The sequence below is a fragment of the Alicyclobacillus acidocaldarius subsp. acidocaldarius Tc-4-1 genome (genome assembly GCF_000219875.1).
Lineage (GTDB): Bacteria > Bacillota > Bacilli > Alicyclobacillales > Alicyclobacillaceae > Alicyclobacillus > Alicyclobacillus acidocaldarius_A.
Window position 1 is genome coordinate 368,898 of record NC_017167.1, and the last position, 25,363, is coordinate 394,260.

Genomic DNA, 25,363 nt, shown 5'->3' on the forward strand with positions numbered 1-25,363 from the left:
ATTACAAAAGCCCTGCCCGATTGACGGCAGGGCGTCTTCGTGAATGCGATGCGCAAGGTATGGTTCGGTTGACGCTTACATCTGCTCGACCAATCCGCTGGAGCGCCTGAATCGGGAGATGCGGAGGCGGATGGACGTCGTGGGCATCTTCCCCAACCGGGACGCGGTGTTGCGACTGGCAGGCGCGATTTTGCAGGAGCAACACGAAGAGTGGCTCGTGGCACGGCGGTACTTCAGCTTGGAGTCGATGGCCAAGCTCAAACCGAACAAGCCCCAGCTCGCAGCGGCAGCCCTGTTACAAAAATAGACACATGAGGCGAGGTGGTGCTAACCCACGCACATCGAGGCTTTGGCCCTAACGACTTAGAATCGACCGGCGAGCGCTCCGTCAAGGGCGCCCGAGGGGCGAGCGAAGCGTCCCTTGACGAAGCGTGAAGGCGGTCGATAAGGTTCCCAAGGGTCAAAGCCGACCATGTCACACATGAGACACGCAACGGTGAAATTCCACCACTTGACGAGACACTACCCTACTGCGTGCAGTTTAAATTCTTTGTCGTACTTCTGTGTCACAAGGGCTCACCTCGAATTCAATTTATTTTTACATTCTCGATTCGCCCTGTCCACATTTTGATCCTAACATCAGAGGGAGAACCCGCACTGGTAACGGAAGCGCAAATCACTCTCCAAACGTCGGTGAAGCTGCGTGAAGGTCGAGATGCCCTCAAGGGGTGCCGCGAGAAATGCGCGCAAAATCGCTTCTCGAGAGATGGGCTTTACCCCTTGGGTGTCGAACTTCTCAGATTCGCGGCATACGGACTCAAATCGAGCGCGGAGAAAAACCGTTCACGCCGCTCCGAAGGGTCAATTTCCATCCATTCGTCAAAGGAAAAGAGCCATGTCTGTCGAATGTACACGTTGGACTTCGCCCCCTTGAAATGGTTTGGTGCATACCATTTTCTTTCTCTCAAGTTGGGGTGAAGTCCTTCTTTGTGCTCGAAAAACCCTTGCCGCACAAGGGCTCGTGATTCTGCAAAAGTCTCAGGTGTATAGTTCCGGCCATCAATACGTCGAAGACCACATCACAATGGAGCTTAGGTCCACTACTAGAGTCGACGGCCCCAATTGGGGCTGTCGGCTCTCTTACTTTTCACGCATAGTGGGCTAGCATAACATGGTCGTATTCCCTTTCAACCAGTCCAGTTGACATGTTCTTCAGACAAGGGTTATGCTTATGCAGGTGTCATGCTTACTAAACAATTGGGCTGCGGAATCATTAAGCTTGGATAATCGCCGCGTCGACAAGCCGCAGCACAAGAGAGGTGACGAGTGGAGCGTATGAAACCAGCCGTAAAACGTTCGCTGCAAGTGGGACTTGGCGTGGTCGTCGCGGCCGCGCTCGCGGGAGGAGGATATTACTGGTACAAATCGAGTCAGTACTTGACCACTGACGACGCTTACGTGGACGGATTCCAGTATGTCATTCAGGCGCCTGCAAGTGGGAAGGTCGTGAACTGGGAAGGGTATGTGGGCGCAACCCTGACGCCTGGCGCCGTGATTGGGGATATTGAAGCGCAATCGGGAAATGCCATGTCGGATGTGCCGGTGGAATCTCCGGGAAATGTGTCTATCGTTCAACGTGATGTGGCCGACGGCGAAGAAGTAGTCGCGGGGACACCTATGGCGTATGCGTATGACTTACACAATCTGTACGTCACCGCCAATGTGAAAGAGACCCTGATTCGGCAAGTTCATGTCGGCCAGAAAGTGAAAATCGACATCGACGCTTATCCAGGACAAACTTTCGAAGGCGTGGTGGCGAGAATTGGTCTTTCCACAGCTAGCGCTTTGTCAGAAATTCCGTCGACCAGTGACAACGCAAATTTCACCAAAGTCACTCAAGTGATCCCCGTGACCATTGACTTTACTACATACCCTGTCGAACCCATTGTACCGGGGATGGATGTCACCGTTCACATTGTCAAGAATTCATGACGGGAGATGAAGGGATTGGATGCTGTGAGCTCGACGCCGACCCAACACCGGTCATCTCCGTATCTCCAACTGGTCATTGTGCTCATAGGCACCTTCATGGCTGTGCTCGACACGAGTGTCGTAAACGTAGCCATTCCGAAGATGGAAGTCGCGCTCAACACCAACACGAGTAACATTCAGTGGGTGTTGACCGGCTACATGCTGGTCACAGGTGTCATTGTTCCGACATCAGGTTGGCTCATTGATACGCTAGGTCCAAAGCGCCTGTTTCTCTTTGCGCTCGTGGTCTTCACAGCAGGTTCGGCGCTCTGCGGATTCGCTTGGAACTTGCCATCCATCATTTTCTTTCGGATTATCCAGGGAATAGGCGGTGGATTGCTGCAGCCAGTTGCGCAGACCGTGATCTATCGGACCTTCCCGCCGGAACGGATCGGGTCCATCATGGGTGTGTTCGGCATTACGATTATGGGCGCACCTGCGTTCGGACCTCTCATCAGCGGATACTTCGTGGAATATTCGTCATGGCGGTGGATCTTCTTTGTCAATGTCCCTATCGGGATCTTGGCGCTCCTGTTGGCGATTCCGTACATGGACGATCTGCCTACCTCTCCTTCCTTCAAACTTGACGTGTGGGGGTTGACGTTTTCCACCATCGGATTCTTTAGCTTGCTCTACGGCTTCAATAACGTACCGGATCACGGATGGGGATCGACGCAGGTTCGCGTGGCGTTGGCCATCGGGGTGGTGTCGCTTCTCTTGTTCGTGATCACGGAGCTTCGAGCGGAGCGGCCTTTGCTCCAGTTACGCTTGCTCACGACGTACACGTACACCATGAGCTTAATCGTGGTCTCGATTTTGAGTGTGGCGCTGTTCGTCGGTATCTTCCTCATGCCGCTTTATCTCGAAAACATTCGCGGCTACAGTGCGCTGCGCACAGGACTCTTCGTGACGCCCGGTGCGTTGGTCAGCGCGTTGGTGATGCCTATCAGCGGTCGGTTGTTCGACAAGATCGGTGCACGACCTCTCGGGCTACTTGGCATTGGCATCCTTGCGGTTTCAACATACGCGTTCACGTTCTTAACCACCGATTCGACGGGTGCGCACATTCAGTTGCTCTACATCACACGAAGCCTCGCTATGGGCATCGCCATGATGCCCATCATGACGGCCGGGACCACGGCAGTGGTGTCGAAAAACCCTATGTTGGCGGGGCAAGCGGCCGCGTTAACCAACACCATTCGAAATGTCGCTTCGGGACTTGGGACGGCCGTCATGACCGTGTACATGACGAAGCGCGAAACCATTCGCGAGGCCCAGCTTGCCTCGCAATATGATCCGGGCAGTCCCCGCGCTTTGCAGTTGTCGCAGGCGACCGCTCACTACTTGGCGCAAGGCATGTCGCAAACGCAAGCTCATGCCCAGGCGATGCTTCAAATCACAGATAATTTGCAGGCCAACGCGTTTGTCCTCGGCATGAACGACACGTTTATGGTATCGACGCTGCTCGCAATTGCCGCTTGGATTGTGGTGCTCTTCATCTATCCGATTGGACAATCGCCGCAACGTCGGTCGTCGAATCCGCGGGTATCGCCCGCGATGGACTAAGCTGAACATTTGAACGGTAAGGGAGGTTCCCATGATGAGCACTCAACCGCCGATTCGAGAAGAAATTCCGGGGGGGAGAAGGCCCAATGCGAAGGTCGTGGCGGGTGTGGCCGCCGCGGTGGTCGTAGTTCTCGGGACTACGATCGGCGTTCTCAGTGCGCGCGCGTCGGAGGCCGCGACCATGTTGCCGACAAACGATCTGTACACCCTCCGTCCAGCTAGCGCTTCGCCGACGCTCGTGACACAAGGAACCATTGAGAGCAAGACCGAGGTGCAGGCGAGCTTTCAGGGACCAGGCGGGCGCGTATCGCAAATCGACGTCCAGGTCGGGCAACATGTTAAGGCCGGGCAAATCCTTGCGCAATTGGATGACTCAAGTACCAAACTCGCCGTGGATCAGGCCCGGGCCACCTACGAACAGGCGGTCGCCGCAGTCGCGGAAGCCCGAGCTTCTATGGTGGAAGCGGGTGGCGGGTTGCTCACGGCGCAGGGGAATGTGAGTCAAGCGAAGGCGGGCGTGAACGCGGCGCAAGCGGGCGTCACGCAAGCGCAAGCGGGTGTCAATGAAGCCGAAGGCCAATTGAACCAAGCCAAGGCGGGTCTCACCAAAGTGACCGAGGGCCCGACAGCGGCGGAAAAAGCAGTCGCGGAGCAAAATGTCCAAGCCGCCGAAGTCGCGGTGGAAAGCGCCCAAAAAGAGTATGAGGACGCGCTTGCAGCGTACAATGATCGCACACAGGCGTATCAGCAGCTGGTCGCCGCGCAAAACGCGTATAACCAGGCCAAAGTCGCCCTGCAGACCGCCGAGCAGAACCAGCAAGCGAACATTGCCGCTGCACAGCAAGCGGAACAGACCGCTGAGCAGAACTTGCAGATCGCGCAAACGCAACTGAATAACGCGGAGCAGAAGGACGGCTCCATCACCGAGCAACAGGTGCAGCAAGCCTACCAGAACTACCAAAACGCTTTGTCGAATTACAACGCGTATCAACAGCAATTCGGGACGGCCAACAATCCGTATGCGGAGGAAGTGCAAAGCTACGAGGCCATCTATCAGGGACTTGAGCAAGGATACGAAGAGCTGCAAAACGCGAAACAAGCCTACAGCGCAGCGCAAGCTCAATTAGCCCAAGCCCAGTCTCAGCTTCAGACGGCGCAAACGGCGGTCGCCAACGCCCAAGCGCAATATCAAGCGGCGCAGAGTGCACTTCAAGCGGCTGAGCAGGCGTACAATGACCGGACGGCTGAGCAAACGGCGGTGGACCAGGCGCTTGCGCAGTTGAACGCCGCAAAAGCGAACCTGGCGACGGCGAAGGCGCAGTATCAAGAAGTGGTTCAGCCGCCTGACCAAGGCTCCCTGCAGTCGGCCCAAGCTGGGATTCAGACGGCCAATGCGGGTGTGCAAAATGCGCAGGCGGGTGTCCAGGCCGCCAATTCGAAACTCCAAGCGGAGATTGCTGGGTTACAATCGGCTCAAGGCGGACTGCAAGAAGCGTTAGGATCTCAAGACGCAGCGCAAGCTCAGCTGCAGGCGGCTTTGGCTCAAGAACAAGCAGCCCAAGCACAGTTGCAACAAGCCGAGCTCAATGAGAGCTACATGACCCTTCGTGCGCCTGTCAGTGGCGTGATCGCGGCGAAAGACATCGAGGTGGGCGACACGGTGCAACCCGGGCAAACGGCGTTTGTCATCGACACCCAGGTGTATGAGGTGGTCTTCCCGGTCTCTGTGGATCAATTGAGCGAAGTGCACGTAGGGCAGCAGGTCACCATGACCGTGCCGGGGCTTTCGTCTACGTTTCATGCCACGATCTTCCGGGTGGACCCCACGCCTATCCAAAACAACGGGGACAGCTACGAAGTGGAGGCCATTGTCAATCAGCCACCGGCGAATCTGAAAAACGGCATGACGGGACAAGTGACGGTCAATCTGGGGCAATTGAAGTCCCAGTTTATCATCCCGAACATTGCGATCCAGTCGTGGAATGGCCAAGAAGGCGTCTTTGTGTACGAACCGCATGCGAAGGGTTCGGCTCAAGCCGGGTTGCCGCCGCATGTTGAATTTATCCCGGTCTCCTATACGCCTGTGAACGGCTATCAAGACGTGGTGAGCGGGAACCTTCAGTCTGGGGACCGGATCGTTCTTGGCGAAGGAGCATTCATCGTTGGGCGAAATGGGCAAGAAGACGAGAACTGAATCAAGTCAGATCGCGGACTTCGATCGGGAACATGAGGAGAGGTTCGTGGAACCGCTCGCGCGCACGCTAGCGGTAACCACGTATCTCTTGGTGCATTCCGCCTTTTTGCAGCCCTTTCGTTCGCTCACGCCAGGGCAATATGTGCTCATGGATTTGGTCCGGCGCAAGATCGCGACGCGAACCATGGACCTTGCCGATCATTTGGGTGTCACGCCGAGCGCCGTGACCATTATGCTCTCACGGCTGGAGAAGAGGGGTTGGATCCAGCGAAGCGAAGACCAGAGCGATCGGCGTGTCGTGCATATCGGCATCACCGAACAAGGACGAGCGGAGATGACGCGCGTGGAGCAAGCGTTCGCGCTCATCGTTCAACAATGTACACGAGATGGATCGGATTACGCATCGTTGGAACGCATCTTGAGAAGTTTAGAAGAAACGCTCATGCTCCACTTGCGCACGTCATGTCCGGTCTCCGCTTGGGTGCCAAAAGATGGAGGAGAGATCTAGATGAAAGCGGCCTCGCGGAACGTTCCGCAGAGGTCGCTCCCATTCGCTCCCATTCAGTACCGCATGACTTGGAATTCCTTCAGTTCGCCATGCTCGACGTACAGAAACCGCCCCGGTTTGTCTGGCGGGAGTTTCTCTGCGCCGGACACACCGAGAATGGTCCTGGATGCGACCTCGTCATCCACGCGTCCGCAGATGCGCCAAACCTGTTGGCGGATCTGGGAACCGAGGATCTCCGCCGTCGGATATTGCGCCGAGAGCAAGAGCGCAATTCCCGTCGCGCGCGACGCCAAGGCGAAACGTTCGAGATACGTGTGAGCGCGAACGCGAACCTCCTTCTCGTCCTTGCCGCCGGTGTTGGACGAAAAGATCGAAAGCTCGTCCACGACGAGAAGGATCGGCTTCTCCTCAAGCAGCAGCCCTTGTTGGTGCGCTTCCCGCAGTGAGGAGACGCCCGCCTCCTTGAGTTTCGTCAGCCGTTCGCGGTGTTTGGCCCAGAGTGTTTCGAGCAGTGGCAGCGCGTCTTGCGGGAACTCCTTCATGGGCTCGGCGAGCCGCGGAAGAAGTCCCAGATAGTCCACGCCCTTGGGATCGACCAGGTAGACAAGCCAGCCACCTTCAAGGGCCTGCGTCATGATCTGCCGAATGAGCGTCGACTTACCGCTTCCCGTGCTCCCGGCGATCAGAAGGTGCGGCCAAGTGGGAAGGTGCCAGAACACCTTCCCGTCATGGCCATAACCGAGGAGAAACGACATGCGAGCCGACTGTCGACATCGACGCCGATCCGTGCACATTGAATAACAATTCTCGGTTTTGGGGTGTCCACAAACTTGACTTAACACCAGTATGGCCCGCAGCATCAACCGCGTCGAGCAAGTGTTGGGTCAACTTCTCCTCTTTGGCCAGGTCCGGCTCGGATGCATTCGTGTACTCTTCTTGTAGCTGGTTCGCCGTCTCCGCAGCGGTCTTGGCATCTATGCGCTCCCAAGCACGGAACAGACGCCGCCGTGCAGCACGGAGTAACTCCTTCCGGTTTTGTACGGCTGCATTCGCCGAAATCACCGTGGCATCCACACACTGCCGTTTCCCTTCAAGAAGCCCCTTTTGGCGGGCCTGTTCCACGATGCGGTCCAATAGCCGGGCGCATCGTTCAGGTCCCAGTCGGCGGCGGAACACGACCAGGGTGGAGTCGTCAGGGGGTATCGTCATCCAGAGAAAAGTGGGCAAAGGCACGATACAACAGGTTGTACCGCAGCTCCTCTGCAACCCGTACGTCTGACAGGTTGTAGAAGTACGCGAGAAACAGCACACGCAGGAGCTGTTCAGGCGCATAGGCGGGACGGCCATGATGGAGACTATACAGATCGCGGGTTTCTTCTTCCACGAAAGAAAAGTCGATATGTTGGTCAATGGCAAGAAGAATGTGATTCTCCGGCAACAGCTTTCGAATCAACCAGTCATCCCATAGCGAACGTGAATCCGGGAAGCGCGTGTAGCATGAGGATCAGTCCTCCAGCATCAGACGGCGATTGTACTCGCCCAGTTTCTGTAGCGCCTCTCGCGCGGCGCGAAAACGCTCAACCCCAGTGCGTACGGCATCCACTTTGTCGGCGGGGACGTGGCAGGTACGCGTCCGGCCATTCTCCGACCACGTCAGCAGGTAGTACGGCCCGTGTTTTTGCCCGGAATGGCAGATGCAATTGGGTTTGCCACAAGTGCGGTAGGTTTCGACAAGTGAGCCAGCGATCGCTCCATCGAGATGAGCGAGCAAGTGTTGCTGTTGACGATTTCGATGTAGGACGAGGATGCTTCTTTTAGACAAAGGGATCACCACCTATCCGATGTGTTATACACATATAAGAATACCGTGAAATCGCCCAATGAACAATGACTTTTTCAGAGCTCTCGCTGCAAAGGCCGCAATTCAATACGCTTTCAATCCAATAGCCCTACATTATGTTTCGAGAGCTAGAGCAGCGGCGCATTTGCCGCATTCTAGCGAGACGTGTGTGGGGTGAAGTCGTGATGGCCATCGAGCCTGAATCAAATCCAAGAGTTCGAGTTCGCTGCGGTGGAAGGTCCCGGAGGAAGTGGATCTTGACCGGCGCCGCTGTCGTGGTCGTTTTAGGTGTCGGGATCCCTGTCGGGTTGAGCCTGACGAAGTCAGGAAGTACGGTGTATGCCGGCACGGAGTACACAGTGGCGTACCGTAACATTACAGAGACAGTGAGCACGTCCGGGACAGTCGCGTCGCCTTCGACGTACAATCTCGGTTTCCTGTTATCCAATGCTCCGGTCAGTGCCATCTATGTGAAAGTTGGACAGCGCGTGCAGGCTGGACAGGTGCTTGCCAAATTGGACGATTCATCGGAGCAAGTGCAGTTACAGCAGGCCGAAGCGGGTGTGACCGAAGCAAAAGCACAGTTGATGTCTGCAGAGGCGAAACTCGCTCAGGACAAGACCGGGGCTACTCCGCAAACGATTGCGCTCGATAAGAACGCCGTTGCCGATGATGAAACCGCCGTCCAGCAGGCAAAGCAGGCGTATCAGCTGGCGCTGCAGGCGTATAACGATCGTTCGTCGCAAGAACAGGCTGTTCAACAGGCCGAACTGAACCTGATGGAGGCCAAGCAACAAGAAACCGCCGCGTCCGATGCGGTCCAGTTGGATGAGCAGCAAATTGCAGCCGATCAGGCTGCGATCAAAAACGCCGAGCAGCAGTTGCAGAGCGATCAACAATCTGCGTCGAATTCACAGACGCTCGCCCAACAGGCACTCCAATCGGACGAAGATACACTCCAGGCTGATCAACAACAACTGCAACAAGATGAGCAACAGCTCCAGAAGGACGAGAATAACCTGCAGGTCGTGGAACAGGAGAACCCGAACGTTACCCAACAGCAAGTGGAGCAAGCATATGAGCAGTATCAGCAGGAATTGAGCTTTTACGACAGTTGGGCGCAGCGGGGTTATGCGGGATCGAACCCCTATCAAAGTGCCGTCAACAACGCTCAACAGATTTACGACAATCTGAACAACGCGTATCAGTCCATACAAAACGCGCAGAATCAAGTGACCCAAGATCAGGAGAAGGTAAATCAGGACGAGGATGCCATCCAGCAGGTGCAACTCAACATCTCAAAGGACCAGGCAGAGTTGCAGCAAACGCAATTAAATAACCAGCAGACCGTTTCCAAGGACGAACAGAGCATCCAAAGCGATGAGCAACAACTTCGGAACGAGGAGATCGTACTGCAAAACGACGAACAACAGGCTAAGCTCAATGAACAGAAGGCACAAGACACTGTGCTGCAGGACGAACAAGCCCTCCAAGCCGCCGAGCAAGCGTACAACGACCGTACGAGCGCTGAGCAGGCGCTCCAACAGGCCAAGAACAATGTGACGCAGGCGGAAGAACAACTTCGAACTGCCGAGCTTCAATTGCAAAATGATCAACAGCCCGCAACGCCATCGACCATCGCGTCTGACGAGGCTGCGGTGACCAATGCGCGGGGGCAACTCGCAACTGCCGAGGCCAATCTCCAGTCGGCCGAACTGTCGGAATCGGAGACCGTGCTGCGCGCGCCCATCGCCGGCGTGGTCACTGCAGTCAATGGCCAGGTCGGCGAGTTGCCGTCGCAAGGGGCTTCGGCGTCCAGCGCATCCAGCGGAGGTTCGGGAACAACGGGCTTTATTCAACTCGAAGATCTGAACCCTTCTGACCTCCAGGTGGATCTTGAAGTCAACGAGTCGCAAATCGGCCAGGTAAAGGCCGGGGATTCCGTGACGTTCACCGTCGACGCTTATCCCAATAGGACGTTTTCGGGCACCGTCGTGCAAGTATATCCAACACCAACCACAACGAATGACGTCACGCAATATGAAGTGGTCGCAAGTGTGGACAATGCCGGAGGGCTTTTGAAGCCGGGTATGACAGCGAGTGCCGACATCGTGACGTCAACGCTTCAACATGTGCTGGCAGTTCCGGCTATTGCCCTGCACCAGTTGGGATCCGTAGAAGGTGTGTTTGTCGTGGGAACGCGTCCTGTTGGTAGTGCCTTCTCGGGAGGCAATCAAGCCTCATTTCGTCAGTCTGGCAACGGGATCGGCAATGGGACATACAATGGTCCCGGGAATGGAAGCGGAAACGCGAGCGGTGGGCAGGGCGGCTTCTCGTCCTCTGGGCATGGAGGATTTCGGACGGGCAGTTTTGCGCCAAAAGGCACCTATTTTCAACCTGTTCAGGTGGGCGTGATGGGCAACAACTTGGTGCAAATCGTCGCTGGACTGCAAGCCGGTGAAAAGATTCTCCTGACGTTGCCTGAATCCACGGCAAGCGCCCTCGTGCAGAGCGAGTCGTCTACATCTCCGTTCCGGTTCGGGGCGGGACTCGGCGGAGGTTTTGCTGGTGGCGCTGCCCGGGGAGGCCGTCAAGGATGAGCCTCTCAAGTAAACATCAGCCCCTGGTGCACATGCAAAACATTGTGAAGGAATACTTCATCGGAGATCAAGTTATTCGGGCACTCAATGACGTCACGCTGGACATCTGGCCAGGCGAGTTTGTCGCCATCATGGGGCCGTCGGGATCGGGCAAATCGACGATGATGAACGTCATGGGCTGTCTGGACGTTCCCACGAGTGGCACGTACGTTCTGGACGGCGTTGAGGTGTCGACGCTGTCGGAGGATGAACTTGCCGCGGTGAGGAATCAGAAGATCGGTTTCATCTTTCAAAATTTTAATCTTCTGCCTCGCACGACCGCTCTCGAAAACGTCGAACTTCCGATGTTGTACATGGGGATCCCGCCTCGAGAACGGCGGGAGCGAGCGATGGCGGCGTTGGAGCAGGTCGGCCTGAAGGAGCGCGCATACAATCGCCCGAATGAACTTTCAGGAGGACAGCAGCAACGCGTCGCCATTGCTCGGGCGCTCGTCAATCAGCCGAACATCATTCTTGGAGACGAGCCAACGGGGGCCTTGGACAGTAAAACGACCGAGGACATCCTTGCGCTTCTTCACGAGTTGCACGGACAGGGCAACACCATCATTTTGGTCACGCACGACGCCGAGGTCGGCCGCCACGCGGAACGGGTGATCCGATTTCGTGACGGTCGCGTTGAGTCAGATACCGCTGCGGCCTACGAGGGGGAGCGCTGATGTTCGTCGAGATCGTGCGCGTGGCATGGAGAAGCATCCAAGCGAATAAGATGCGTTCATTCCTGACGATGCTCGGCATCATCATCGGTGTCATGGCGGTCATCCTTAGTTCTGCGATTGGTCTCAGCGCGAAAGCGGGCGTGACCAAACAGGTGGAGAGCCTTGGCTCAAACATATTGACTGTGCTACCGGGATCCGTCACCGTGGGTGGTGTCAGTCGCGAGTTTGGAGCCGTGTCAACGCTTACCGTGGCAGACGCGCAGGCTATTCTAGCGCAGGACCCAGATGTGGCCTATGTATCGCCGTTGGTGACGGCGAATGAACAGGTGATCTGCGGTGGTAACAACCTAAACACGTCCATTGAAGGCACGAGTGCGGATTATCCGTCCATCCGCAACGTCACGATGGCCAAGGGGCGCTACTTTCTCCCCTCAGAAGTACAGGACGCGTCGGATGTGGCCGTGTTGGGGAGCCAGGCATACCAGAGCCTCTTTTCGGGCACGGCCGTCAATCCTGTCGGACAAACCATCTCAATCGGCGGAATTCCGTTCACTGTTGTGGGCGTAGCAGCCAGCCAGGGCGCGAGTGGATTTTCGAACCAAGACGACGCCATCGCCATTCCATACACGACGGCTATGAACCTATTCGCAAGTGGCAACACGGTGAATGAGATCCTCGTGGCGGCGAAATCACCAGATGTTATGGACCGCGCGCAGTTGGAGATTGAATCGACGCTCAGGGCGATGCATCAGTTGGCTCCCAGTCAATCCGACGACTTCCAGATTGTGAATCAGGCGACCATTCTCAACGCGTTAAGCGGCGTTTCTCGCATTTTGACGCTACTCTTGGATGGCATTTCTGCGATTTCGCTTCTTGTGGGCGGTATTGGGATCATGAACATTATGTTGGTATCGGTGACGGAACGCACACGCGAGATCGGCATTCGCAAGGCGATAGGCGCTACGCGCCGCATCATTTCAGCCCAGTTCTTAACGGAGGCCACCATGTTGAGCGTTGCTGGCGCATGCTCAGGGCTCATTTTAGCCGGCGCAGGGACCTGGGTCATGTCCATGGTAACGGGGGACGGAGATCTGTTCTCTCCAGTGGCGGCACTCGCGTCACTCGGCTTTTCGCTCGCGGTTGGTCTCATCTTCGGTGTTTATCCGGCCCGAAAAGCGGCGAGCCTCAAACCGATTGATGCGCTGCGCTTCGAATGACGAGCGTCGCATCACGACGCGAAAAAACGCCGGGCAATCTCCCTTGCGTTGCCCGGCGCATCTTGTTGATCCTCAAGTTGTTGATGTGGTGTTGGCTTCGCCTGACGTGTTCGACGTACTGTTGGACGTGGTGGTAGCGCCGCTGCTCGTCGAGTTCGAGCTGGTGCTGGACGTACTCGAGCCCGTTGAGGTCTGTGTGGTTGTCGGCGTTGCGCCAAGCGCGCGGATGGCCTCGCGCAACTTTGCCATGAGCAGATTCTCGAGGTTCCAGAGCTGGCGCAGTTGCCCGGTCGGCACGTTGCTTTCGGACGTGACCTGGTTCAACTCCTGCGTGAACTGGCTGTACTCCTTTGAGATTTGCTGCTCGAGGGCGGCGAGGGCGTGCGTGTCGCGCAGCGCCGCCTCGGCCTGGGCGACCTGCTTGAGAATTTGGTTCATCGTCTGGCGCGCAGATTCGCTTGAGGTGGCGTTCTGAAGCGCCGTGAGGTCCGACTGCAACTCCGAGATGAGCTTTTGGACGGCGGCAGGCTGCGTGGACGAGCCGCTTGCCTGAACCAACGATTCATACTGTTGATACAGCGCGTTGACTGCGGAGGCATTCGCTTCCACATCCGTCAGCGTGATGCTCTCATGCAGGCCGCGGCTGACGGCAGCCGGATGGCCGAGGTGAAGTCCCCTGGGCGCGGCGAGTGCGATGGGGCTGGCTGCGGCCAGGACGGTGCCGGCCGTGGCGACTGCAGCGAGCCGGCGGGTCCAACGTGTGCTTTTCATCGACATACCCCCTTGTGATCACGTGAAAGATGTTCCTCTGTATCCATCGAAGCTAGGACAAGAACCTCAAATTTGCCTTGAAAGCGGAGGTGGCGGCGTGGACGCGGTCGTGATCGGCAGCATCAACGTGGATCTCGTCGCACGGGTGCAAGAGATGCCGGGGCCTGGTGCGACGGTGCTGGCGGAATCGGCGCGGTATCAGGTGGGGGGCAAGGGCGCGAATCAGGCCATTGCCGCGGCGAGGCAGGGCGTGCGCGTGCGCATCATAGGAACTGTGGGGACAGACGCATTCGCGCCGATGCTCAAGGATTCGCTGGCCCGTGCAGGCGTCGACGTCTCAGGCGTCGCAGAGGTGCCGGGGCCGAGCGGCACGGCGATCATCTTCCTGGAGCCGAGCGGGCAAAACCGCATCGTGGTGATTCCGGGCGCCAACGCGGCCCTCTCGCCGGAATCCGTGGAGCGCGCCTTGCTCGCGACGGAGGAGCCGCGCGAGACGGCCGTGATGCTGCAGAACGAGATTCCGCGGGACGCCGTGATGGCTGCCATTCGTGCGGCACACCTGCGCGGGTGGCGCGTGGTGTGGAACGTGGCACCGCCGTCGGAGGTGCCGGCTGGTGTGCTTCGCGGTGGCGACGTGATCGCGATGAACGAGGTGGAGGCTGCCCGGGTGACGGGGCGCGAGGTGTCCGACGGGCGCGCGGCAGCAGAGGCGGCGGAGGCCATGCTGGCGCGAGGGGCGGGGCTCGCCATCGTGACGCTCGGCCCAAAGGGCGTCGTGGCGGCATCGGCCCGCGGCATCGTCCACTTCCCTGCGTGGCAGGTTGAGGTTCGCGACACCACGGCCGCGGGGGACACGTGGCTCGGCGCCTTTGTGGCCGCGTGGGACGGCGGCGAGGATGTCCGCGAGGCCCTGCGCTACGCCACGGCCGCCGCATCGCTCTGTGTGTCACGCATGGGCGCGGCCGACAGCATCCCCGCGCGCAGTGAGGTGGAGGCATTTTTGCGATCTCGTCACTAGCACAAAATCGGTTGACGGGTCCGGCAGGAAATCCGATGTTCTCCGTCGAATCGAACATGTGTTTGCAACGGCCGTGCAAGGCCGCACTTCGTTCGGAAAGAAGGTCTCCCCATGCGCATCCTCCATACTGCGGACTGGCATTTCGGCAAGACGCTTGAAGGGCGGGATCGCGCGCCCGAACAGTGGAAGTTCATCGAGGAACTCGCCGCCATCTGTGACGACGAATCGGTGGATCTCGTCCTCATGGCGGGGGACGTGTATCAGACCGTGAATCCCAGCGCAGAGGCGGAGGAGATGTTCTACCATGCGCTCCACAGGCTGGCTGCGGGCGGGCGCCGCGGCGTGGTGATCATCGCTGGCAATCACGATCACGCCGACCGCATCCGCGCCCCGCGCTGGCTGGCGGATTCCCTCGGCATTGTGCTCGTCGGCTTGCCGAAGGACGAGATCCGCCCGACAGAAGCGCGCCGGGATGCCGTGTGGCGGCCGTGGGGCGGCGTGGGCGCCGTCGAACTGGCCGTCCCGTCGTGCCCGCACAGGGCCCGCATTGCCGCGGTGCCTTACCCCTCCGAGTCGCGGCTCGGCGAGGTCCTCTTCGACTCCCTCGAGGAGCGCGAGATGCGGCGCAGCTACAGCCAGCGCCTCGCCGACTGGTTTGCCGATCTCGCCCGCCACTTCCGCCCAGATACCGTGAATTTGCTCGCGAGCCACGTCTACGTCGCAGGCGGCATAGAGAGCGACTCGGAGATTCAAATTCAGGTGGGCGGCGCGTATGCGGTCGATCCGTCCGCGTTCCCCGCGAGCGCGCAATACGTCGCGCTCGGCCACCTGCACCGCCCGCAGGAGATGGAGGGCCCTGGCGGGGTGCCCATTCGCTACGCCGGATCGCCCATCGCGTACAGCTTTTCCGAGGCGGGGCAGCAGAAATCGGTGACGCTTGTGGAGGTGGAGCCGGGTGAGCACGCGCGGTGGCGGGAGATTCCGCTCGCTTCGGGGCGGCCGCTCGTGCGCTGGCGTGCGTCGAGCCTCGCCGAGGTGCACGCCTGGCTCGGCGAGGGGCGGGATGCGGATGCGTGGATCGATCTCGAGGTGCGCGTGGACACTGAGCTGGCGCTGCGCGACATCCAGGACCTGCGCGGTGCTGCGCCTCACATCGTCCACATCCGGCCCGTCCTGCCGTTGCAAGAGGCCGCCGAATCACAGGACGTGCAGACGTCGAGGTCCGCCTCGCCGGAGGCGCTCTTCCGCCGCTTCTTCGAAGAGAAGGTCGGCGTGCCGCCGGACGATGCGCTGGTCGAGCTGTTCCTCGAGCTCGTCCGGGACGTGGATGTGGACGAAGCCGAGGGCTCGACGGAATCCGCCGACGCCAGCGAGGAGGTGGGCGCATGAAGCCCATTCGTCTTGTCATCCAGGGGCTCCGGAGCTACCGGGAGCGGCAGGAGATTGACTTTCAGGCGCTGACCGAACACGGCCTGTTCGGCATCTTTGGGCCGACGGGAAGCGGGAAGTCGACCATTCTCGACGCCATCACCCTGGCGCTCTTCGGGAGTGCCACGCGGGCGTCTCACAACACGCAGGGAACGGTGAATCCGCTCGAGGCGCGGATGGAAATTGTGTTTGAGTTCGAGATTGGCACCGGGGAGAGGCGCAGGCGGTATCGCGTCGAGCGAGCGTTCAAGCGCGGAAACACCGCGCTTTCGGTGACGACGGCCGCGAGTCGTCTGCTCGAGCTGGAAAACCCGGAAAGCGGTGCGCCGGGGCTCGTCATGGTGGCGGAGGGCGCGAGAGAGGTGGACGCCGCCATTCAGCGCATCCTCGGGCTCACGGACAAGGACTTCACCCGCGCCGTCGTTCTGCCCCAGGGGCAGTTCGCCGAATTTCTCCGCCTGTCCGGCGCGGAGCGCGGCATGATGCTGGAGCGGCTGTTCGGCCTCGAGCGGTACGGCAAGAAGTTGGCGGACAAGGTGTCGCAGCGGTTGGCGGAGGGCAACCAGGAGGTCGGCCAGCTCGAAGCGGCCCTTGCCGAGGTGGGAGATGCATCCGAGGAGGCGCTGGCGCGGGCGCAGACCGCGCTTCAGGAGGCCACCTCGGCCCTTCGGTCGGCCGAAGCGGCGCGGCGAGACGCGGAGGCGCACCTGCGAGATCTCGAACGCGTGGCCGAGCTGGATGCGGAGCGTAGACAAGCGGAGGCCGAGGCGGATCGGCTGCGCGAGCGGGCGGACGAGATGGCGAGCGTGGAGGAGAAGCTTTTGCGCCATCGCCGCGCGTCCGTCCTGATGCCCTTGGTGAAGGCGTGGGAAGAGGCGGCGGAAGGGGTGCGAGCCGCCGAGGCGGGCGCGCAGTCTGCCAGTGCTGCGCTCCAAGAGGCCGAGGCGCGGGTGGATGACGCCGCGCGATCGGAGCGGGAGGCCGCGGCCAGGCGAGAAGCCGAGGAGCCCGCGCTTCTCGCGCAACAGGCCCTTCTCCGGGAGGCGGAGGCGCTCGAGCGCGCATGGCAGGACAAGGCGCGTGCTGCGGCGGAGGCAGAGGCAGAACTCCAGGCGCAGCGGGCGCGCTTGGCGGCTGCGCAGGAGACGTGCGCCCAGTTGGAGGCGGAGGCGCAGGCACTTCGGGATGGAATCGAAGAGGCTGAACGCGCGTTCCGGGCGCACCATGTGCCGCCAGAGGTGAGATCCGCCCTGGACCGCCTCCGCCGCGCGCGCGACGATTGGAAGGCCGCAGCCCTTGCCCGGGCGCAGGAAGCGAAGCGCCTCGACGTGCGGCGAGCGGAGGTGGAGGCCGCGGAACGGGCGTACCGCGCCGCGCAGGAGGCGAGAAGCGCCCTGCTCGACGAGGCGCAGGCGCTCGAGGCGGCCAAGGCGGCGCACGAAGGCTCGAAACCCCCGGTGTCGCGCGACGGGATCGCCCATCTGCGCGCCTGGCTTCTGCGCGCGGAGGAGCGCGTGCACGAGCTCGCGCAGGCGGAGCAGGCCGTCGCCGCGGCCCGAAAACGGCGGGAGACGGTGGAGCGCGCGCGGACACAGGCGGAGGAGGTCCGGAACGCGCGCGCGAACGCGGCTGAGGCGGCTCGGGAGGCCATGGAGCGGCTGCGGTCCGAGTGGGATGCGCGGTGGGCTGCGCGGGAGCGCGAGCTTCTCGCGGCCTTGGCGCGTGAACTCGTGGAGGGGCAGCCGTGTCCGGTGTGTGGTTCGACGCATCACCCAAACCCGGCTGCCGGCGCGGTGGACGAAGCGGAGCCATGGACCGACGCGGACGATCTCGCCCTGGCCGGCGCGGAATCCGCGTGGCGCGAAGCGGAGGACGCGCTTCGAGATGCGGAGCGACAGTATCAGGCGGCGTTTGCGCAGGCGGAAGTGGCAGAGCGCGACCTGGCGCGTGCGGAGGAAGAACGTTCGCGCAGGCTCACGGCGCTCGCGGAACTGTGGCCCGAGGCGCCGGGCGCGGCGGGGGCTGACGTGCCCGAATCGGCGGACGGCTTTCGACCGCATCTGCGCCGCGCGGCGGACGAGATTGCGGCGGGAGAAGAGGCGTGGGCGGCGTGGGAAGGTCGGGCGAAGGAACTGGCGGATCAGTGGGCGGTCCTCACCGAGCGCCTGCAGCGCGCCTCCGGGGAGGTCTTGGCAGCGGAGGAGCGCCTGAAGGCAGCGAAGGTCGAGTGGGAGCGCCAGCGCGCGAGCGCGGATCTGGCGGAGGAGCAGGTGCGGGCGTCGGCGGAGGCATTGTGCCGGGCCGCTGAAGCGGTGTCGTTTGGCGACGGGTTCGAGGGCGAGGCGCTCGCCCAGGCGGTCGAGGAGCGGCTGCGCCACCTGGAGGACGACGATCGCCAGGCTGCGGAGGCGGATGCGCTGCGCCAGCGGCTGGCGGCGGATCTCGCACAGGTCAACGCCCGCCTGCAAGAGGCGGAGCGGGAGAAACTTGAGGCGGAGCGCCTAGCGCACGAGGTGGAGATTCAGGTTGCGCAGCTTCGTTCAGCCGAGGAGAGCGACAGGCGCAGGCTTCATGAGATGACCGGCGGGCGGCCGGTGGCGGAGGCTCGCGCAGACGTGGAAGCGGCGCTCGAAGCCCTGAGGCGCGCACTGGCCGAGGCTGTTCGCTCGAGGCAGGAGGCCGACGTGGCGCACGACAAGGCTCGAACAGAGGCGGCGCAAGCCGAGGCGGCGCTGCAAGCCGCCCTTCGGTCGGAGACCCGCGCGCGAGAGGCCATGGATTCGGCGCTCGCCGAGTCCGACTTTGCCACGCCGGGTGACGTGCGGGACGCGCTGCTCGACGCGCGTGAAGCGGACGCGCTGGAGGCGGAGATGGAGCAGTACCGGGACGCGGTCCAGGCGGTGAGACAGCGATTGACCGATCTCGAGCGCCAACTCGCAGGCAGGCGCGTGGACGAGCAAGAGCTTGCCGCGGCCCGGGCCCGTGCACAGGCGGCCGAGGCGGCGCACGGCGAGGCGCAACAGCGCGTCGGCGCGTGCAGGCAACAACTGGAGGACCTCGAAGCCCGGCGCACCCGCTTCACGGAGGTGAGCGCGCAGCTCGAGCAGGCGCGTGAGATAGCACGCAGGCTGAAGACGCTTAGCGATGTGCTCCGGGCCAACGCGTTTGTGCAGTTCGTGGGGCGCGAGGAGATGGCCCAGGTAGTGCGGCAGGCGTCGGATCGGCTTGCTTCCTTGACCCACGGCCGATACCGCCTCGTGCTCGCGCCGAACGGCGATTTTGTGATGCGCGACGATCACCTCGGCGGCGTCGAGCGCCCCGTGTCGACGCTGTCGGGCGGGGAGACGTTTGTGGCCTCGCTGTCCCTCGCGCTGGCGCTCTCCGCGCACATCCAGCTTCGCGGCCAGCATCCGCTCGAGTTTTTCTTCCTGGACGAGGGCTTCGGCACGCTGGATCCCGAACTGCTGGACGTGGTTATGTCCTCGCTCGAACGGCTCCGCCACGAGCGCATGGCCATTGGGCTCATCAGCCACGTGCCGGAACTCCGCGAGCGCGTGCCGCGCCGGCTGGTGGTCGAACCCGCGGAGCCCGGTGGGCGCGGGACGCGCGTGCGGCTGGAGCGGGCGTGAGGGAGAGGGGGGCGTCGAGCGCGATATGCCCGAGGAGCCAACGTGCTCATGCGGTGGGCCGGATGCGAGCTCGACGAAACCGGGTGTTGCGCGCATGGCTGGGGCTGTCGAAGGTAGGCCCGGCGGATGGCGGTCGGTGCTCTGGGTCAACCTGTGAACTGCGTCCCTTCATCGGCGGATGGCGTGCGCATGCCGTTCGGCGCTCCGGGCGTGTCGCCGAGGCGCCTGACCACCCGCGAATACCCCGCGAACGCCGCCGTGGCCGCCGCACTTGCCCCTGTTGCCACCCAGAGGATGGGCGAGATGCCGGCGAGATCGAACAGATGGCCAAACAGGACGGGCCCGAGAAGGCTGCCGACGTTGCCGATGGCGCCGACAAGTCCGAGGTAAAACGCCGCATGCGGCCCGGTCATGCGCGTGACCAGTTCCGGCACCGTGGGGGCGTTCAGCATCTCGCCGAACGTCGCCACCACCATCCCAGCCACGAGCGCGGGATACGCTCGGTGCGCGACGGCCATCCCGGCAAAGGCGGCGGCGTACAGCGCGCTGCTTAAGACGAGCTGGGCGGTGGACTGGGCCACGCGGCGCTTGATCCACCCAATCACCGGCTGGCCCACGAGAATCAGCATGCCGTTCACCGTCCATAGTACGCTGTACGCGTCCGGGCGGTGTCCGGTCTGGTTGAGATACGGCGCCACGCCGGAGTTCCAGGCGGCGAGCGCGAGACTCAGAGCCAGCATGCCTGCCCCAAGCAGTGCATAGACCCGGTAGTTTCGAAAGAGTTGCCACGCCGACGCATTGATTTGTGGCATGGCGTCGACGGGGGCATCCTCGGACTCAGTCCCAAGCCTGCGCAGAAACCGCCACATGAACGCCGCAAACGACAGCGTGAGGAGGCCATTTAGGAAGAACGTGAGCGTGAACGACACGGAGGCGATCACGCCCGCGAGCGCCGTGCCGACGGCGATGCCGATGTTCGTCATCACGTACATGGTGTTGAAGAGCCGCGCGCTGACCGATTTCCACCGGTTGCCCACAAACGCGTTCAGCGCAGGCTGGGTGGCGGAGATGAGAAAGCTGTTCGCCGCGATGGCCGCGGCGTAGGGCGGCAGTGAATGCGCCAACATGAGGCTCCACTGCGCGAGCGCGGTCAAAAGCAGCGACCCGACGATGAGCCGCATCGGCCCGAGCCGATGATACATGGCGCCGCCCGCGAATTGGCCAAGGGCGCCCGCGAGCGACTGGCCGAACAACACCCAGCCTGCGGTCGCGTAATTGCCGTGAAGCACATTGTGTACGTAGATGGTAGTGAGCGGCCAAATGAAAGCGCTCCCCATCGCGTTGAACAGTCGCGCGACGAGAAACGCGTACGTCTCTTTGGGTAAGGACTGCGTGAAACGGTGCGAAAGCATGATCAGAGCTCCAGCGTGCGACGTATCGGCCCGTGCAATGGGCTGATTCTAAAGTTAACGCTTGTTTACGCGCGGCGCAACCAGATGGAACGGCGTGCAGCGTGGCCTGCGAAACAGGGGCTCGATTCGCATAGGCTGAGGTGCCAGTCTCTTCCATGAGGACATCGGCTCGTGGCCAGATCCCTTGACGCCAAATACCCTACAGGGGTATTGTTATTTCGGAAGGACTTCGTGTGCTGCGTATACGGTTGCCGCGCGACGTCGAAGACGCGCAAAGGCGAGTGTGACGCGTTGGCGGCCGTTTCTCTCTGGCCGCGATTTTAGGTCTACATGCGGGGGTGAGGACATGTCAGAAACCCGCGAATTGACGTTGCCTATCGAAGGCATGACGTGTGCCGCCTGTGCGGCGCGGATCGAGAAGAACCTGGCGAAGCTGCCGGGCGTGCAGCAGGCGAACGTGAATCTCGCGTCCGAGCGGGCCCGCGTGGTGCTGACCTCCAACACGCCGTGGACCGAGGTGATCGACAAAATTGAAAAGACCGGGTACTCGGTCCCGCTGCGCGAGGTGGACCTGCGCATCACCGGCATGACGTGCGCCGCGTGCGCGGCGCGGATCGAGAAGGTGGTCGGGCGCCTGGACGCGGTGAAAGAGGTAAGCGTCAACCTTGCGTCGGAGAAGGCGCGGGTGGCGTATGTGCCGGGCGTGATCGAAGTCGAGGATATCATTCGCGCGGTGGAGAAGGCGGGCTACGGCGCGGCGCTTGCGAGCGAGGTGGAGGCGGAGGAAGAGGCGCGCAAGCGGCGGGCGTATCGGCGCGATCTCGCCACGTTCGCCCTGTCCGCCCTGCTCACGCTGCCGCTCGTCGTCCAGATGTTTGTCATGCTCGCGGGCGGGCGCCCGTTTCTTCCGAACTGGGCCGCCTGGCTTCTCGCGACGCCCGTCCAGTTCCACGTGGGATGGCGCTTCTACAAAGGGGCGTACCACGCGCTGCGCGGCGGCGCGGCCAACATGGACGTACTCGTGGCGCTCGGCACCACGGTGGCGTACGTGTTCAGCGCCGTTCTGACGGTGGAGGGGCGCCGGGACGTGTACTTTGATAGCTCCGCCACGGTCGTGACGCTCATCTTCATGGGCAAGCTGCTCGAGGCGCGGGCGAAGGCGAGATCGAGCGCGGCCATCTCGTCGCTCGCGAAGATTGGGGCGAAGGTGGCGCACGTGCTGCGGGACGGCGAGGAGGCGGATGTGCCGGTTGAGGCGCTTGCGGTGGGCGATCTCGTCCGCGTGAAACCGGGCGAGCGGGTGCCTGCGGACGGCGTTGTGGTGGAAGGATGGACGAGTGTCGACGAGTCGTTTTTGACCGGCGAGCCGCTGCCTGTGACCAAGCGCCCGGGCGATGAGGTGGTGGGCGCGTCCCTGAACCAGGCGAATCCCTTCGTGATGCGCGTTGCGAAGGTGGGGAGGGACACGGCGCTGGCCCAGGTCATCCGGCTGGTGGAGCGCGCTCAAGGATCGAAGGCGCCGGTGCAGCGCCTGGCGGATCGCATCTCCGGCGTCTTTGTCCCGGCCGTGCTGGGGGTGGCCCTCGTCACGTTCCTCGTATGGGGCGCCTTGGGGCACTGGTCGCACGGGCTGTTTGCGGCGATTGCAGTGCTCGTGATTGCCTGCCCGTGCTCGCTCGGGCTTGCCACGCCGACGGCCATCATGGTGGGCACGGGGCACGGCGCCGAGCAGGGAATCCTCGTGAAGGGCGGCGAGCACCTGGAGATGGCAGCGCGCGTAGACACTGTCGTGTTTGACAAGACCGGGACGCTGACGGTGGGGAAGCCCGTCGTGACGGAAGTCTGGGCAGCCGAGGGCGTCCTGGAAGAGGACGTGTTGAGGTTGGCGGCCGCACTTGAGGCGCAGAGCGAGCACCCGCTCGGACGCGCGGTGGTCGAGGCGGCGAAGGCGCGCGGCGTGGAGATTCCGGCGGCGAAGGACGTGACGGCCGTGCCGGGGCGCGGCATCGAGGGCGTGGTGGAGGGTGTGCGCGTGCGGGTGGGCAGCCCGAGCTTCGTGTCCTCCGCTGCGCCGGGCCTGCCGGAGGAAGTGCGCGGCAAGCTCACGGGGCCGGGCCGCACCGTCGCGGTGGTGGCGCAGGGGAATCGGGTGATAGGTGCCATTGCCATGGCCGACGAGGTGAAGCCGGACGCGCGCGAGGCGGTGGCTGCGCTTCGGGAGATGGGCGTGGACGTGTGGATGATGACCGGCGACGCGGAGGAGACCGCGCGCGAAGTGGCGGCGCGCCTCGGCATTGAGCACGTGATGGCCGAGGTCATGCCTGGCGACAAGGCGGCGAAGGTGGAGGCGCTACGGAAGTCCGGGCGCGTCGTGGCCATGGTCGGCGACGGCATCAACGACGCGCCGGCGCTCGCCGCGGCGGACGTGGGCATGGCGATGGGCACGGGCGCCGATGTGGCGCTCGAGGTTGCGGACGTGGCGCTGATGCGCGGCGACGTGTGGGCCGCGGTGGACGCGCTGCGCCTCGCCAAGGCGACCATGCGCAAGATCCGGCAGAACCTGTTCTGGGCGCTCGTGTACAACGTGCTCGGGATTCCGCTCGCTGCCTTAGGCGTTTTGAGCCCCATCATCGCCGGGGCCGCGATGGCCTTAAGCTCAGTGAGCGTGGTGTCAAACAGCCTGCTCTTGCGGCGCACGCGCCTCGGCTCGCCGTTGCGCCAGTAGGCGGCGGGGGCTTAGGCTTCGGCCGGCGCTCCGCTCACATGGCGGCAGCCATCTGCCGGAGCTCCCGCCGCAACACCTTGCCGGTCGACGTCTTGGGGAAGGCATCCACAAAGTGATACCGGCGCGGGCGCTTGTACGGCGCGAGCTCCTCGCGGCAGAGCGCCTCGAGTTCCGCTTGCACGGCGGCCGGATCGGCCGATTCGTCGATGCGGACAAACGCCACGGGGATCTCGCCCTTCAGCGCGTCCGGTGCGCCGACGACGTACGCTTCCAGCACCGACGCGTGCCGATAGAGCACCGTCTCCACCTCTTTCGGATAGATGTTGAACCCCCCGTAGATGATCACGTCCTTCAGGCGGTCGACGGCGTACAGATAGCCGTCCGCGTCCCGGCGGAACACGTCGCCCGTGTGCAGCCAGCCGTCTTTCTCGATGGTCTCGGCCGTCCGCTCGGGTTGCCGCCAGTACCCCTGCATGACGTTGAATCCGCGCACCAAAAGCTCGCCGGGTTCGCCCACCGGCACGTCCCGGCCTTCCGCGTCGACGATGCGGACCTCCGTCCCCGGAATCGGCAGGCCGCAGGACGACAGCCGGCGCTTGTCCGGATGAGGCGGCTGCAGCGTCGCGAGCGGGGACAGCTCGGTCTGGCCGTAACCTTCCACAATGACGATGCCGGTCTGCGCCTCGAACTCGCGGATGGTCTCCACGGGGACCGGCGCGCCGCCGACAAGACCTACGCGCAGCGAGGACACATCGACCGGGTGCCTCTTCAGGGCCTCGTTCAGCAGCATGAAGATGCTCGGCACGCCGCAGATGAACGTCACCCGATGCCGCTCGATCTCGCCAAGCACGGCGCGGGGCGCGAACGTGCCGGATCGGATGAACAGCGTGCCGCCCGCAAGCAGCGCGTGCAAAATTTCGACGCAGATGGAGAAGCAGTGCGTCATGGGGAGCAGGTTCAGGATGCGCTCGCCGTCCGTCGACTCGAGGTAGTCGCACACGGTCTGCGCGGTGCGGAGCACGCCTTCATGGCTCAGCATGACGCCTTTCGGCCTGCCCGTGGTTCCCGAGGTGTAGAGGATCATGGCCGTGGAATCGGGGCGAACGTCCGCATTGTGCGGCGCCCCTTCGCCGCCCGACGCCACGCGATGCCACAGCACATCTGGCGTGAGCCACCGCTCTACGCTCGCCACATCGCCGTGCGCGGCGAGCGCTTCTGCGCGATCCGGCGGGCCGATGAAGGCGCTTGCTTCGACGTCCTGAAGGATGAACGCCATCTCCTGCAAGGACAGCGTCGGGTTGATGGGCACGGCGATGGCGCCCATGGAGGTGACGGCCCCGTACGCCACGACCATCTCGGGCGAATTCTCAAGCGCGAGCGCGACGCGATGGCCTGGCCGAATGCCCTCGTCCTGGAGCCACGACGCCACCGCGGCGCACGCGTCGGCATAGGCGCGGTAGGAGAGGGATGCTGGTTCTTCGCCATCGAGCTTCCAGACGAGGTACGGCGCGTCGCCCATGCGCTCCGCCTGGGCTTTGATGATGGCTGGATAGGTGAAGATTCGTTCCACAGGATAGCCCCCTCGCTTTCTACCGCGAGTATAGCACGCGGGGGAAGGCGCGGAGGCTCAATCGGGCAGGTCAAGGCGGCGTACCTTACCACGCGGGAGAAGGCGCGGCGGCTTGCCACGCGGGGGAGCCGCAGCGGC

The 25,363-nt window shown here is 62.3% G+C and carries 16 protein-coding genes and 3 pseudogenes; 12 read left to right on the plus strand and 7 right to left on the minus strand.

Translation table 11 applies throughout. The features are described 5' to 3' along the window. Window positions 1–79 precede the first annotated feature (79 nt). Window positions 80–307 (plus strand): annotated as a pseudogene (locus TC41_RS15585) (transposase); the annotation flags it as partial. A 335-nt stretch (window positions 308–642) separates the two neighbouring features. Here TC41_RS15585 and TC41_RS16130 read toward each other — a convergent pair. Next, window positions 643–914, minus strand: a pseudogene (locus TC41_RS16130) (transposase); the annotation flags it as partial. Between the two features lie 421 nt (window positions 915–1,335). On the opposite strand from TC41_RS16130, the gene TC41_RS01760 reads away from it, so the two are divergent. The 4 genes from TC41_RS01760 to TC41_RS15325 are packed head-to-tail and all read left to right on the plus strand — an operon-like array spanning window position 1,336 to window position 6,299. Further along, on the plus strand, window positions 1,336–1,992 hold the full coding sequence (locus tag TC41_RS01760; RefSeq protein ID WP_014463254.1) for an HlyD family secretion protein: 657 nt from the start codon (window positions 1,336–1,338) through the stop codon (window positions 1,990–1,992). 24 nt (window positions 1,993–2,016) lie between these two features. Further along, window positions 2,017–3,597, plus strand: coding sequence for a DHA2 family efflux MFS transporter permease subunit (locus tag TC41_RS01765; RefSeq protein ID WP_237700072.1), 1,581 nt, complete (start codon window positions 2,017–2,019; stop codon window positions 3,595–3,597). A gap of 34 nt (window positions 3,598–3,631) precedes the next feature. Continuing rightward, window positions 3,632–5,791, plus strand: coding sequence for an efflux RND transporter periplasmic adaptor subunit (locus TC41_RS01770; protein WP_041694889.1), 2,160 nt, complete (start codon window positions 3,632–3,634; stop codon window positions 5,789–5,791). Window positions 5,792–5,837: 46 nt separating this feature from the next. Then, window positions 5,838–6,299, plus strand: coding sequence for a MarR family winged helix-turn-helix transcriptional regulator (locus TC41_RS15325; protein WP_193352813.1), 462 nt, complete (start codon window positions 5,838–5,840; stop codon window positions 6,297–6,299). Between the two features lie 53 nt (window positions 6,300–6,352). Here the strand turns inward: TC41_RS15325 and TC41_RS01780 are convergent, their stop codons facing one another. The 3 genes and pseudogenes from TC41_RS01780 to TC41_RS17190 form a co-directional block, all read right to left on the minus strand. Next, window positions 6,353–7,054, minus strand: coding sequence for an FtsK/SpoIIIE domain-containing protein (locus TC41_RS01780; RefSeq protein ID WP_014463258.1), 702 nt, complete (start codon window positions 7,052–7,054; stop codon window positions 6,353–6,355). A 76-nt stretch (window positions 7,055–7,130) separates the two neighbouring features. Further along, a pseudogene (locus TC41_RS17355) lies at window positions 7,131–7,752 on the minus strand (transposase); the annotation flags it as partial. Between the two features lie 51 nt (window positions 7,753–7,803). Then, window positions 7,804–8,133, minus strand: coding sequence for a DUF6788 family protein (locus tag TC41_RS17190; RefSeq protein ID WP_374952861.1), 330 nt, complete (start codon window positions 8,131–8,133; stop codon window positions 7,804–7,806). Window positions 8,134–8,396: 263 nt separating this feature from the next. Between TC41_RS17190 and TC41_RS01795 the strand changes: the two genes are divergently transcribed. Genes TC41_RS01795 through TC41_RS01805 form a run of 3 tightly spaced genes read left to right on the plus strand, consistent with a single transcriptional unit; the run spans window position 8,397 to window position 12,672 of the window. Beyond that, a complete protein-coding gene (locus TC41_RS01795) occupies window positions 8,397–10,739 on the plus strand; it encodes an HlyD family efflux transporter periplasmic adaptor subunit (protein ID WP_041694890.1) in 2,343 nt (780 codons plus the stop codon). After that, a complete protein-coding gene (locus tag TC41_RS01800; protein ID WP_041694891.1) occupies window positions 10,736–11,455 on the plus strand; it encodes an ABC transporter ATP-binding protein in 720 nt (239 codons plus the stop codon). The genes TC41_RS01795 and TC41_RS01800 overlap by 4 nt, the downstream gene beginning before the upstream one ends. Continuing rightward, window positions 11,455–12,672 carry an ABC transporter permease gene (locus TC41_RS01805; protein ID WP_014463263.1) on the plus strand — a complete coding sequence of 406 codons (1,218 nt, stop codon included), beginning with the start codon at window positions 11,455–11,457 and terminating at the stop codon, window positions 12,670–12,672. The genes TC41_RS01800 and TC41_RS01805 overlap by 1 nt, the downstream gene beginning before the upstream one ends. A 72-nt stretch (window positions 12,673–12,744) precedes the next feature. Here TC41_RS01805 and TC41_RS01810 read toward each other — a convergent pair whose 3' ends face one another. Beyond that, the gene (locus TC41_RS01810) at window positions 12,745–13,443 is read right to left on the minus strand and encodes a hypothetical protein (RefSeq protein WP_148260099.1); all 699 of its coding nucleotides are present in this window, start codon (window positions 13,441–13,443) and stop codon (window positions 12,745–12,747) included. A gap of 97 nt (window positions 13,444–13,540) precedes the next feature. Here TC41_RS01810 and TC41_RS01815 point away from each other — a divergent pair, with 97 nt between their 5' ends. The 3 genes from TC41_RS01815 to TC41_RS17110 all read left to right on the plus strand — a co-directional run bounded on the left by TC41_RS01815 (window position 13,541) and on the right by TC41_RS17110 (window position 19,518). Continuing rightward, the gene (locus tag TC41_RS01815) at window positions 13,541–14,461 is read left to right on the plus strand and encodes a ribokinase (RefSeq protein WP_041694893.1); all 921 of its coding nucleotides are present in this window, start codon (window positions 13,541–13,543) and stop codon (window positions 14,459–14,461) included. A 111-nt stretch (window positions 14,462–14,572) separates the two neighbouring features. Continuing rightward, window positions 14,573–15,850, plus strand: coding sequence for an exonuclease SbcCD subunit D (locus TC41_RS01820; RefSeq protein WP_014463266.1), 1,278 nt, complete (start codon window positions 14,573–14,575; stop codon window positions 15,848–15,850). Further along, a complete protein-coding gene (locus tag TC41_RS17110) occupies window positions 15,847–19,518 on the plus strand; it encodes an AAA family ATPase (protein WP_014463267.1) in 3,672 nt (1,223 codons plus the stop codon). Before TC41_RS01820 ends, TC41_RS17110 begins: the two co-directional genes overlap by 4 nt. Window positions 19,519–19,664: 146 nt before the next feature. Here the strand turns inward: TC41_RS17110 and TC41_RS01830 are convergent, their stop codons facing one another. Further along, complete coding sequence (locus TC41_RS01830; RefSeq protein ID WP_014463268.1) at window positions 19,665–20,930, minus strand: MFS transporter; 1,266 nt, start codon at window positions 20,928–20,930, stop codon at window positions 19,665–19,667. A gap of 346 nt (window positions 20,931–21,276) precedes the next feature. Between TC41_RS01830 and TC41_RS01835 the strand changes: the two genes are divergently transcribed. Further along, a complete protein-coding gene (locus TC41_RS01835; protein WP_014463269.1) occupies window positions 21,277–23,655 on the plus strand; it encodes a heavy metal translocating P-type ATPase in 2,379 nt (792 codons plus the stop codon). Between the two features lie 34 nt (window positions 23,656–23,689). On the opposite strand, the gene TC41_RS01840 is transcribed toward TC41_RS01835, so the two are convergent. Next, entirely contained in the window at window positions 23,690–25,225 is a 1,536-nt protein-coding gene (locus TC41_RS01840; protein WP_014463270.1) for a class I adenylate-forming enzyme family protein, read from the minus strand. Between the last annotated feature and the right edge of the window lie 138 nt (window positions 25,226–25,363).

Coding starts and splice junctions, on each gene's coding strand:
- TC41_RS01760 (WP_014463254.1), top strand. CDS start 1,336: ATGAAACCAGCCGTAAAACGTTCGCTGCAAGTGGGACTTGGCGTGGTC.
- TC41_RS01770 (WP_041694889.1), top strand. CDS start 3,632: ATGAGCACTCAACCGCCGATTCGAGAAGAAATTCCGGGGGGGAGAAGG.
- TC41_RS01780 (WP_014463258.1), bottom strand. CDS start 7,054: ATGTCGTTTCTCCTCGGTTATGGCCATGACGGGAAGGTGTTCTGGCAC.
- TC41_RS01800 (WP_041694891.1), top strand. CDS start 10,736: ATGAGCCTCTCAAGTAAACATCAGCCCCTGGTGCACATGCAAAACATT.
- TC41_RS01805 (WP_014463263.1), top strand. CDS start 11,455: ATGTTCGTCGAGATCGTGCGCGTGGCATGGAGAAGCATCCAAGCGAAT.
- TC41_RS01810 (WP_148260099.1), bottom strand. CDS start 13,443: ATGAAAAGCACACGTTGGACCCGCCGGCTCGCTGCAGTCGCCACGGCC.
- TC41_RS01820 (WP_014463266.1), top strand. CDS start 14,573: ATGCGCATCCTCCATACTGCGGACTGGCATTTCGGCAAGACGCTTGAA.
- TC41_RS17110 (WP_014463267.1), top strand. CDS start 15,847: ATGAAGCCCATTCGTCTTGTCATCCAGGGGCTCCGGAGCTACCGGGAG.
- TC41_RS01830 (WP_014463268.1), bottom strand. CDS start 20,930: ATGCTTTCGCACCGTTTCACGCAGTCCTTACCCAAAGAGACGTACGCG.
- TC41_RS01835 (WP_014463269.1), top strand. CDS start 21,277: ATGTCAGAAACCCGCGAATTGACGTTGCCTATCGAAGGCATGACGTGT.